Raw genomic sequence first — 11,492 nt, forward strand, 5'->3', positions numbered from 1 at the left:
GCAACACGACAGTGTCAAGTACGCAGGCTCTCTGGCTGATCCGCCTCAGCTTTTGCTACCTGATGTAAATGCACGTCCATTTGCGGGTAAGGAATACCAATTTTGTTAGCATCCAACGCGCGTTTGAAGTTCTCCATCAAATCCCAATACACTTCCATCGCATCGCCATTGGTAGTCCAAACGCGCACCGTGAAGTTGAGAGAAGAAGCAGCCATTTCATTCAGACGGACGGTAACCCCTTTGTCGTGCATGATACGTTTATCTGCGGCAATGATGTCACCCAGCACTTTCTTCACTACATCAATATCAGCATCATAGGCAACGCCGATGACCATATCGGTACGGCGATTCGGTTCACGGCTGGTGTTGATGATGTTATTAGCAATAATTTTGCCGTTGGGTACCACGATGATTTTGTCATCAACCGTGCGAAGGGTCGTTGAGAATATTTGCACCTGAACTACTGTGCCCGCGACACCGCCCAGATCGACATATTCACCCGCCTTAAATGGCCGAAAGGCTACCAGCAGCACACCTGCGGCAAAGTTCGACAGCGAGCCTTGTAGCGCCAAACCAACAGCTAAACCAGCGGCACCGATAACGGCAATCACCGATGCAGTCTGCACACCTAAACGCCCCAGCACCGCAACGATAGTGAAAGCCAGAATGCTGTAACGCGCCATTGCTGCCAGGAAATCCGCTACGGTGACATCAATGCCACGTAACTTCATGACCCGACCGAGCATACGTGACGCGACTTTAGCGATGATTGAACCGACGGTTAAGATCAATAATGCTGCGACCAGATTAACCGCGTATTGAATCAGCAAATCTTGGTTATCCACCAACCAGGTACTCGCTTCATTGATACCATCAACTACATTTAATTCTTCCATTTGAATCATCCTACAAAAAGCTCCCTGCGGGAGAGATTACGCAAAAAATCACCGCAAAATGCTGACGGCTATAGCAGACAGCCTGTTCAGGGTAACCAACAATGGAGCCTGTTGCCAATTTTGGCAGCGAAATTTACGCTGAAATATCAGACAACTCAGTAAATCATGGCGGCGGGAATGAGGTTAGATGCGGATTTTTACAAAGAAAAAAGGCCCCGAAAGGCCTTTTAAGTCGGTTAAAGCAGTATTGAATTACAGAACGTCTTTGGCGTTCAGTTCTTCAAAAGCTTTTTCCAGACGAGCAACCATAGTCACCTGTGCAGCACGCAGCCACGCACGTGGGTCATAGAATTTCTTGTTCGGCTTGTCAGCACCTTCTGGGTTACCCAGTTGGCCTTGCAGATAAGCTTCGTTCTTTTTGTAGTAGCCCAGAATACCTTCCCACGTTGCCCATTGGGTATCGGTGTCGATATTCATTTTAACTACGCCATAGCTAACCGCTTCTTTGATTTCAGCAGCAGTAGAACCTGAACCACCGTGGAATACGAAGTTCAAGCTGTTGTGCGGCAGATTGTGTTTCTTGGAAACATAATCCTGAGAATCACGCAGAATAGTTGGGGTCAGTTTCACGTTACCTGGTTTGTAAACACCGTGTACGTTACCGAAAGAGGCAGCGATGGTGAAACGTGGGCTGATAGCGTTCAGTTTTTCGTAAGCGTAATCAACATCTTGTGGCTGAGTATACAGGGAAGATGCGTCCATATGGCTGTTGTCCACGCCATCTTCTTCACCACCGGTGCAACCCAGTTCAATTTCCAGCGTCATACCCAGTTTCGCCATGCGAGTCAGGTATTTGCTACAAATTTCGATGTTTTCTTCCAGGGATTCTTCAGACAGGTCGATCATGTGAGAAGAGAACAGAGGTTTGCCGGTAGCCGCAAAGTGTTTCTCACCTGCGTCCAACAAGCCGTCTAACCATGGCAGCAATTTCTTGGCGCAATGGTCGGTGTGCAGAATAACAGGAACACCATAGTGTTCAGCCATTTGATGAACATGGTGTGCACCAGAGATAGCGCCCAGAATTGCAGCACCCTGACCTTCTGCTTTAACGCCTTTACCTGCGATAAATGCTGCACCACCGTTAGAGAACTGAACGATAACTGGCGCACGCACTTTGGCTGCTGTTTCCAGCACTGCGTTAATAGAGTCGGTGCCGACACAGTTAACTGCTGGCAGAGCAAAGTTGTTCTCTTTGGCTACTGCGAACACTTTCTGAACGTCATCACCTGTGATGACACCTGGTTTTACGAAATCAAAAATTTTAGACATGTACGTTGTCCTGTTTCGTCGACTGAAGATAGCAGCTATCCGGTGAGGATAGGCCCTAAATGTAAATCGCCTATACCCGTCATACTTCAAACTGCATGTGCGTTGGCTGCCATCATTCACTCAAGTCATTGAGTTATCTCAACTCTTTGAGTTCATTTCGTTGCCGCCTTCCTGCAACTCGAATTATTTAGGGTATAAAGCCCGCGAGCTTCATTAGCTAAAAGCGAAACGGGCGGCTTTCGCCCCCCGTTATCTAAATTACTGCTTAGCGCGCTCTTCCAGCATCACCACCGCTGGCAGTTTTTTCCCTTCTACGAATTCAAGGAATGCACCGCCGCCGGTAGAGATGTAAGAGATTTGGTCAGCAATACCGAACAGATCGATTGCTGCCAGAGTGTCACCACCGCCCGCGATAGAGAATGCTTCGCTCTCTGCAATGGCACGAGCGACTATCTCGGTCCCTTTACGGAAGTTAGGGAACTCGAACACACCAACTGGGCCATTCCACAGAATGGTTTTGGCATTTTTCAGGATCTCAGCCAGACGTTGTGCAGACTCGTCGCCCAGATCAAGAATTTGTTCGTCATCTTTGATTTGGTTAGCCGGTTTCAGTGTCGCAACGGCAGTTTCAGAGAATTCAGTTGCAACACGCACATCGGTAGGTACTGGGATATCACAGGTTTCCAGCAGACGTTTAGCTTCTGGAATCAGATCTGCTTCATACAGAGATTTACCCACATTGTTGCCTTGAGCTGCAACGAAGGTATTGGCGATACCGCCACCAACAATCAGTTGGTCTGCGATTTTAGACAATGCACCAAGCACGGTCAGTTTGGTTGATACTTTAGAACCACCCACAATGGCAACCATTGGGCGCGCTGGGTTACCCAAAGCTTTACCCAGTGCTTCCAGCTCTGCTGACAACAGCGGGCCGGCACAGGCGATAGGGGCAAATTTACCCACACCGTGAGTAGAAGCTTGTGCACGGTGAGCAGTACCAAACGCATCCATCACATAGACGTCACACAGTGCCGCATATTTCTTAGACAGCGTTTCGTCGTCTTTCTTCTCGCCTTTGTTAAAGCGAACGTTTTCCAGCACAACCAACTCGCCTGCTGCAATTTCAACGCCGTCCAGATAGTCTTTCGCCAGACGTACCGGAGAAGACAGTTTGTCTTTCAGGTAGTTAACTACTGGCAGCAAGGAGAACTCTTCGTTGTACTCGCCTTCGGTCGGGCGACCCAAGTGAGAGGTAACCATTACTTTAGCGCCTTGCTTCAGTGCCGCTTCAATCGTCGGCAGAGATGCACGGATACGCGCATCAGAAGTCACTTTGCCATCTTTTATCGGAACATTGAGGTCCGCACGGATCAGCACGCGTTTGCCAGCCAGATCCAGATCGGTCATCTTAATTACAGACATGGTGAATCCTCTTGTTGATTCTCTTTAAAGTTGCATAAGCTGCACATCAACGCTGATATAACCGCAGTAAAACCACGGAAAAACAAGACGTTAGCATGCCATACTAGAAACCACTTCGGGCCATCGCCAATGTCGTATCCAACATTCTATTGGCGAAACCCCATTCGTTATCGCACCATACCAACGTCTTAATCAGGTGCTGCCCACTGACCCGAGTCTGCGTGCAATCGACAATTGCACTGTGCGGATCATGGTTAAAATCGGTCGACACCAAGGGTAATTCCGTATAGTCAACTATACCACGAAATGAACCTCTTGCTGCCTTTTGAAAAAGCTGGTTAACCTCAGCTACACCAACCGGGTTGGTCACGCTAACGCTTAAATCGATAGCGGTCACGTTGATGGTTGGTACCCGTACCGAGATAGCTTCAAACCTGTCACAAAACTTCGGAAAAATACGGGTAATCCCTGCCGCCAGTTTAGTATCAACCGGGATAATCGACTGACTTGCTGCCCGGGTACGGCGTAAATCCTGATGATAAGCGTCGATAACTGGCTGGTCATTCATTGATGAATGAATGGTGGTAACAGTGCCAGATTCGATGCCATAAGCGATATCCAACAACTGAATAATAGGAATAATGCAGTTCGTGGTACAGGAAGCGTTGGAAACAATCCGATGCTCTGCCAGTAAATCTTGATGGTTTACACCATAGACTACCGTGGCGTCTAAATCATTGCCACCGGGATGGGCAAACAGTACCTTTTTGGCACCGGAGGCAATATGAGCCTCGCCATCGGCACGGCTGCCATACACGCCGCTACAATCCAGAACAACATCAACACCTAACTCACCCCAAGGTAACTGCTCTATTTCTGGCTGATGTATCAGCCGGATGATATCGTCACCGACGTACAAATTGTCACATTCCTGACGAACATCCCAGGCAAACCGGCCATGACTGGAGTCATACTTCAATAAATGGGCCATCCCTTGTGCATTAGCCAACTCATTAATAGCAACTACTGAAATTTCTGCCCGGCGACCCGATTCATACAGTGCGCGTAAAACGCTACGGCCAATACGACCAAAGCCATTTATCGCTATACGGATTGTCATGTTACTCCCTGTTTCTGGTTATTATCATGCAACCCCATAGCGTACTGCACCGCACCCTAAGATGTTAATCGTCTTATCACAATTCAGCCAGAATACTCCCGGCTTTTTCCTCAGTGAATTTTACTGAAGCTAAAAATTAATCATGACTGAAACGCTTCAGCCAGAATAAACCAAACTAATCATAAAAGGAATATCTGCCTGATAAAGGGCACAATTCATCCATCAATTGGCGAAAAAAAAGACCGCCGAAGCGGTCTTTTAACAGGTGTATTACCGGGAGTATCATCACCGTTTACACCCGATATACCCTTTGTACTTGGATGGCTAGCTGCACCGCCAAGTTCTTTGGGCATACTAACGAGTAACGTGCTCTTATTTCAACAGCGCCTGAGCTTTTGCTACTACATTTTCAACAGTGAAACCAAACTCTTTGAACAGCAATTCGGCTGGTGCAGATTCACCGAAGGTGGTCATACCAACCACTGCGCCATTTAGGCCAACGTATTTGTACCAGTAATCGGCAATACCGGCTTCAACGGCAACGCGCGCACTAACTGCTGCTGGCAATACAGATTCGCGGTAAGCGGCGTCTTGTTTGTCGAATGCATCCGTTGATGGCATAGAAACAACACGCACTTTGCGACCTGCGGCGGTCAGTTGATCTGCCGCTGCCACTGCCAGTTCAACTTCAGAACCGGTAGCAATGAAGATCAGCTCAGGCTGGCCTGCACAATCTTTCAGCACATATGCGCCTTTGGCGATATTGGCTAATTGCTCAGCAGTACGTGGCTGTTGTGCCAGGTTCTGACGGGAGAAGATCAGTGCGCTCGGACCATCTTTGCGTTCCAGCGCATACTGCCATGCCACCGCAGACTCAACCTGGTCACAAGGACGCCAGGTGCTCATGTTAGGTGTTACACGCAGGCTGGCCATCTGCTCAACCGGCTGATGGGTTGGGCCATCTTCGCCCAGACCGATAGAGTCATGGGTGTAAACGAATACGCTGCGGATTTTCATCAGAGCAGCCATACGCACTGCGTTACGGGCATATTCCACAAACATCAGGAAGGTTGCGCCGTAAGGAATGAAACCACCGTGCAAAGCAATACCGTTCATGATGGCAGACATACCAAATTCACGGACACCGTAGTGAATGTAGTTACCCGCCAGATCGTCGCTCAGTGATTTAGAGCCAGACCAGATAGTCAGGTTACTTGGTGCCAGGTCAGCAGAGCCGCCCATGAATTCAGGTAATACTTTACCGAAGGCTTCCAGCGCATTTTGTGATGCTTTGCGGCTGGCAATCTTGGCAGGATTAGCTTGCAATTGTTCGATGAATTTCTTGGATTCAGTTGCCCAATTTGCCGGTAATTCGCCACTCATGCGACGTTTGAATTCAGCAGCCAGCTCTGGATATGCTTTAGCATAAGCTGCGAACTTCTCGTTCCAGGCGGCTTCTTTTGCCTGACCCGCTTCTTTAGCATCCCACGCAGCATAGATATCTTGTGGGATTTCAAACGCAGGGTATTTCCAGCCCAATGCTTCACGGGTAGCAGCAACTTCATCGGCACCTAATGGCGCACCGTGTGAGTCATGCGTACCGGCTTTTTTCGGTGAGCCAAAACCGATAATGGTTTTGCACATCAGCAATGAAGGCTTGTCGGTAACTTTGTGAGCTTCTTCGATAGCCGCTTTGATTGAATCAGCATTATGACCATCAACACCACGAACCACATGCCAACCGTAAGCTTCGAAACGGGCCGCAGTGTCGTCAGTGAACCAGCCTTCAACGTGACCATCGATAGAGATACCGTTGTCGTCATAGAAAGCGGTCAGTTTGCCCAGCTTCATGGTACCCGCCAGAGAGCAAACCTCGTGGGAGATACCTTCCATCATGCAGCCATCACCCATAAATGCGTAGGTGTGATGATCAACAACGTCATGGCTTGGACGGTTAAACTGTGCGGCCAGCGTGCGTTCTGCAATGGCGAAACCAACAGCATTCGCAATGCCCTGACCCAGCGGGCCAGTGGTAGTTTCTACGCCAGCGGTATAGCCATATTCAGGGTGACCAGGCGTTTTAGAGTGTAACTGACGGAAGTTTTTCAGCTCTTCCATCGGCAAATCATAGCCAGTGAGATGCAGCAAGCTATAGATCAACATGGAGCCGTGACCATTCGATAACACGAAACGGTCGCGATCAGCCCAGTGTGGGTTGGTTGGGTTATGGTTCAAATAGTCACGCCACAAAACTTCGGCGATATCTGCCATACCCATTGGGGCACCGGGATGGCCGGAATTCGCTTTCTGCACTGCGTCCATGCTTAGTGCGCGGATCGCGTTGGCAAGCTCTTTACGAGAGGACATGTTTTACTCCAGGTCGGATTAAAAAAAAGCGTTCAAGTTTACCATTTTCTCAGACTCAGCATTGAAACGGCAATCACTAAAACTAAATGAGCTAAAACTTCCATATTTTCAGAATAAAGCTATAGCTGTAACGATTGAGTCGCGTTACCCTCGCTGCGTTTTTAGCCACACAATGAGTGTATTAACCACTCTGTCGGCTGGCAGTGTTCGTTTTTGCAAACAAACCGATATAAACCATACGTTGCCACGACTATTTCGGGCAAGACCTATTGCCGACAGAGTAGAACAACCGTCGTCGATTCAACAGCGATTAATGCAATAGTTAATAAGAATGTGACAGTGACTGTTGGCAAGTAATGGTGGATAGATAACTGCAACTGATGCGTTATCATCACGAAGAGAACGGTCCTCTCCAATGATAAAAATGGCATAACCACAGGAACAAAGTGTTATGAAAATTCGTACTTCAATGATTGCACTGAGCCTTACCGCGCTGCTTAGCGGCTGCCAAAATATGAATACTGATGGCTTAATGCAGTCAGGCGCACAGGCATTTCAAGCGGCAACCTTGAATGATGCTGATGTAAAAATGCTCAGCGAGAAATCTTGCGCCGAAATGGATCAGAAAGCGCAGATAGCGCCCGCAGACAGTACCTATGCCAAACGGTTGGCGAAAATTTCAGCCGCATTAGGCGATAACATTAATGGTACGCCAGCTAACTATAAGGTGTATGTCACAAAGGATGTGAATGCCTGGGCCATGGCAAATGGTTGTATTCGTGTTTATAGCGGCCTGATGGATATGATGACCGATAATGAAGTGGAAGGTGTACTCGGTCATGAGATGGGCCATGTGGCATTGGGGCATACCCGTAAAGCGATGCAAGTGGCTTATGGCACAACGGCCCTGCGCACTGCGGCCAGTTCCGCTGGTGGGATTGCCGGGCAGTTATCTCAGTCTCAGTTAGCAGATATTGGCGAGAAACTGGTTAACGCTCAATTTTCACAAAAACAAGAAAGCGAAGCGGATGATTACTCATTCGATTTGTTGAAAAAACGCGGTATCGATCCAAATGGTTTAGTCACTAGCTTTGAAAAATTAGCAACCATGGAAGCAGGCCGTACCAGCAGCATGTTTGACGATCATCCGTCATCACAAGCGCGGGCCGATCATATTCGCCAACGTATTGCTGCTGAGAAGTAAACCCCGTCAATTATCACTGTATAACGCCCGTGATTTTTGCGGGCGTTACTCTCTTATTACTGAATATCACCCGCCACTATCTACACCCAGATTTACCTCAATCTGATCACCTTTAATGCGCACTGGATAGGTTTCTAAATCCCTATCGCCCGGCTCACGCAAACACTGGCCGGTCCGCACATCAAACAATGCACCGTGTAATGGGCACTCAACGGTTTCGCCATCCATAAAGCCCTGACTTAGCAATGCATTGGCATGAGGACAGATATCCTGCATCGCAAAATACTCACCATCGATGATATAGATGCCAATCCTTTTATCATCAATCTGAGCTGAGAAAGGAAAATCGGGCTTGACGTAATTTACCTTACAAACACTGACCCATCCCATTCAGGCACCTCTCAGATAAGCATCATAAATAACTAATCTTAGTGTGGTTGATATTTGGGCAATCACCAGTGACAGGGGCAAACAAAAAGGGCAAACCTGAGTTTGCCCTTAATATAGAGAGACTTCTTGCGTTGAAAAAGCAGCCGTTAGCTGTTACTCATCTTCGAGATAAGTATAACCGTACAGACCTGCTTCGAACTCTTCCATAAACTGCGCCTGCAACTCGGTATCCAGATCCGTGTCTTTCACCTGATCGCGGAATTGATTTAGCAATTTCTCTGGGTTCAACTGAACATATTCCAGCATATCTGCGACGGTATCACCTTCGTCAGTCTGGTTAACTTCAACCGTGCCGTCTGGGAATACATACACATCAACCGCGGCGGTATCACCAAACAAGTTGTGCATATTGCCCAGAATCTCTTGATAGGCACCAACCATAAAGAAGCCCAATAATGGCGGGTTTTCAGCATCATATGGCGGCATCGGCATGGTGGTTGCTACCCCATCACCGTCAATATAATGGTCGATGGTACCGTCAGAGTCACAAGTAATATCCAGCAATACCGCGCGGCGTTCTGGTGGTTTATCTAACCCTTCCAGTGGCAACACTGGGAATAACTGATCGATACCCCAGGCATCCGGCATAGATTGGAACAGCGAGAAATTCACGTACAGCTTGTCGGCCATACGCTCTTGCAGCTCATCAATGATTGGCCGGTGTGCACGGTTGCTTGGGTCCAGTTGCTTCTGGATATCATTGCAGATACTCAGGTACATCTGTTCCGCCCAGGCACGTTGTGTCAGGTCCAGTATCCCATGGGCATATTGACTATGCACATCATGTAAATCCATTTGACTGTCGTGCAGCCATTCGCGCAGAGAGCGGCGGTTTTCCGGCTCCTGCATTTCCAACCAGGTATCCCATAGGCTTTCCAGTGCGCGTGGCGCATCGGTAGCCGGTGGCTGCGGCTCGTTGAACTCGTTACGTTCCACACCAATAACATTGGATACCAGCACAGTGTGATGTGCGGTTACTGCGCGGCCAGATTCGGTAATCACTGTTGGATGCGGCAGGCCATGTTCATTACAGGCATCCCCGATCCCCCAGATAACGTTATTGGCATATTCATTCAGGCCATAGTTAACTGAGCAATCGGATTGGGAACGTGTTCCTTCGTAATCCACACCCAAACCACCACCCACATCGAAGCACTGGATATTGACACCCAGTTTATGTAATTCCACGTAGAAACGTGCGGACTCACGAACCCCGGTGGAGATATCACGGATGTTGGATAGCTGAGATCCCAAATGGAAATGCAGTAATTGCAGGCTCTCAAGGCTATTGGCGTCACGCAGCATATCAACCAATTGCAGCACCTGAGTGGCAGACAAACCAAATTTGGATTTCTCACCACCGCTGGCCTGCCATTTACCAGAGCCTTGGGATGCCAGTCGCGCACGAACACCTAAGCGCGGTACCACATTCAAGCGCTCGGCTTCTTCCAGTACCATTTTGATTTCTGACATCTTTTCGATGACCAGATAAACCTTATGGCCCAGTTTTTCGCCGATTAATGCCAGACGAATATATTCACGATCTTTATAGCCGTTACAAACGATGACCGAACGGGTCATGCCTGCATGGGCCAAAACCGCCATCATTTCAGCTTTAGAGCCAGCTTCCAGCCCCAACGGCTCACCAGAATTAACTAAAGACTCAATAACCCGGCGATGTTGGTTTACTTTAATCGGGTAAACCAGGAAGTAATCGCCTTCATAGCCAAATGACTCACGCGCACGTTTAAATGCACCGTTAATTGAGCGCAGGCGATGTTGTAAAATTTGTGGGAAACAGAATAATGCAGGCAGACGTTGCCCCTGCTCGAGCTGCATTCCTTTGACCAGTTGCGCCAGATCGACACGCGCCTCACGAACATCTGGATCAGGGCAAACGCTGATATGACCCAACTCGTTGACGTCATAATAGTTGCCACCCCAGTAGGCGACGTTATACGTGCTCAGCATCTTGCTGGCATTACGGTCATTCATGGCAACCTCCTGCATGGAGCGTAAAGAAACATGTGCGCCCGCAGTTGACGGACGGCCAATCAAGTTATCATCAGACATAATTCGCCTCTATTGCGATACTGACGATAAAGTCAGCCACTATCGCAGCTACAACCAGCAAGGACAACCCACGTGGACGCCGAATCGGCAGAATATTACGCCGCAAAGCGCTATCCACGAGCGGTTTATCACTCAGCTATTCATTACCCAAAAGGGTAAAACACGTTTAAATGGAAAATACGTTCGACTGTAAATACGTATTGAGATTTTGTGAATCGGATTAGCCGCAAAGTGATCAAGCTAGTCGGATTCAGTGCTTCAGACGGTTATTAACCCGCCCGCGAATCCTGAGACGCACCCATGTGGGTGTAACATCGCCTTGATGGAGTACAAGAAAGGAAGGTTGCAAAGGGGGATTGAACGTCAGAACGACGTAGCTGTTGATGTGCAGCAACCAGTTGACAACGGATCATTAATCCAACCACCTCCACGCATGCCGCTCAGATTGAACGGACAAGACTTTAAATAGACCCGTCATCTTTCAAGTTGCAGGGGTATTGGCTGCATATTGAAATCTATTGGGTATAGACAGATTAAGTAACAGTTCGATGACGCCGCTATTTTCGTGCCCATTCACGGTTAAGCACCTGAGTGCAAAACTCTGCAAATCTAACAATGAGCTAATGTCATC

The 11,492-nt window shown here is 48.3% G+C and carries 8 protein-coding genes; 1 reads left to right on the forward strand and 7 read right to left on the reverse strand.

Annotated elements, in window-relative coordinates; genetic code table 11:
• Nucleotides 1–14 precede the first annotated feature (14 nt).
• From mscS to tkt, 5 genes are all read right to left on the reverse strand, one after another.
• Nucleotides 15–896: a small-conductance mechanosensitive channel MscS gene (mscS, locus tag A6J67_RS22040; RefSeq protein ID WP_032907969.1), complete on the reverse strand. Its 882-nt coding sequence runs from the start codon at nt 894–896 to the stop codon at nt 15–17.
• 252 nt (nt 897–1,148) lie between these two features.
• Entirely contained in the window at nt 1,149–2,225 is a 1,077-nt protein-coding gene (gene fbaA / locus A6J67_RS22045; RefSeq protein WP_005192802.1) for a class II fructose-bisphosphate aldolase, read from the reverse strand.
• A gap of 258 nt (nt 2,226–2,483) precedes the next feature.
• Complete coding sequence (gene pgk / locus A6J67_RS22050; protein ID WP_032907970.1) at nt 2,484–3,647, reverse strand: phosphoglycerate kinase; 1,164 nt, start codon at nt 3,645–3,647, stop codon at nt 2,484–2,486.
• A 103-nt stretch (nt 3,648–3,750) separates the two neighbouring features.
• Nucleotides 3,751–4,767, reverse strand: coding sequence for an erythrose-4-phosphate dehydrogenase (epd, locus tag A6J67_RS22055; RefSeq protein WP_005192804.1), 1,017 nt, complete (start codon nt 4,765–4,767; stop codon nt 3,751–3,753).
• Between the two features lie 372 nt (nt 4,768–5,139).
• Nucleotides 5,140–7,134, reverse strand: coding sequence for a transketolase (tkt, locus tag A6J67_RS22060; protein WP_005192805.1), 1,995 nt, complete (start codon nt 7,132–7,134; stop codon nt 5,140–5,142).
• Nucleotides 7,135–7,585: 451 nt separating this feature from the next.
• Here tkt and A6J67_RS22065 point away from each other — a divergent pair, with 451 nt between their 5' ends.
• A complete protein-coding gene (locus tag A6J67_RS22065; protein ID WP_005192806.1) occupies nt 7,586–8,338 on the forward strand; it encodes a M48 family metallopeptidase in 753 nt (250 codons plus the stop codon).
• A gap of 66 nt (nt 8,339–8,404) precedes the next feature.
• Here the strand turns inward: A6J67_RS22065 and A6J67_RS22070 are convergent, their stop codons facing one another.
• Together A6J67_RS22070 and speA are read right to left on the reverse strand one after the other, a co-directional pair.
• Complete coding sequence (locus A6J67_RS22070) at nt 8,405–8,728, reverse strand: non-heme iron oxygenase ferredoxin subunit (protein ID WP_042569188.1); 324 nt, start codon at nt 8,726–8,728, stop codon at nt 8,405–8,407.
• A 153-nt stretch (nt 8,729–8,881) separates the two neighbouring features.
• Nucleotides 8,882–10,861: a biosynthetic arginine decarboxylase gene (speA, locus tag A6J67_RS22075; protein WP_032907971.1), complete on the reverse strand. Its 1,980-nt coding sequence runs from the start codon at nt 10,859–10,861 to the stop codon at nt 8,882–8,884.
• Nucleotides 10,862–11,492: the final 631 nt, after the last annotated feature.

This window comes from Yersinia sp. FDAARGOS_228 (assembly GCF_002073315.2).
GTDB lineage: Bacteria > Pseudomonadota > Gammaproteobacteria > Enterobacterales > Enterobacteriaceae > Yersinia > Yersinia intermedia.

Coding starts and splice junctions, on each gene's coding strand:
- A6J67_RS22065 (WP_005192806.1), top strand. CDS start 7,586: ATGAAAATTCGTACTTCAATGATTGCACTGAGCCTTACCGCGCTGCTT.
- pgk (WP_032907970.1), bottom strand. CDS start 3,647: ATGTCTGTAATTAAGATGACCGATCTGGATCTGGCTGGCAAACGCGTG.
- tkt (WP_005192805.1), bottom strand. CDS start 7,134: ATGTCCTCTCGTAAAGAGCTTGCCAACGCGATCCGCGCACTAAGCATG.
- fbaA (WP_005192802.1), bottom strand. CDS start 2,225: ATGTCTAAAATTTTTGATTTCGTAAAACCAGGTGTCATCACAGGTGAT.
- speA (WP_032907971.1), bottom strand. CDS start 10,861: ATGTCTGATGATAACTTGATTGGCCGTCCGTCAACTGCGGGCGCACAT.
- A6J67_RS22070 (WP_042569188.1), bottom strand. CDS start 8,728: ATGGGATGGGTCAGTGTTTGTAAGGTAAATTACGTCAAGCCCGATTTT.
- epd (WP_005192804.1), bottom strand. CDS start 4,767: ATGACAATCCGTATAGCGATAAATGGCTTTGGTCGTATTGGCCGTAGC.
- mscS (WP_032907969.1), bottom strand. CDS start 896: ATGGAAGAATTAAATGTAGTTGATGGTATCAATGAAGCGAGTACCTGG.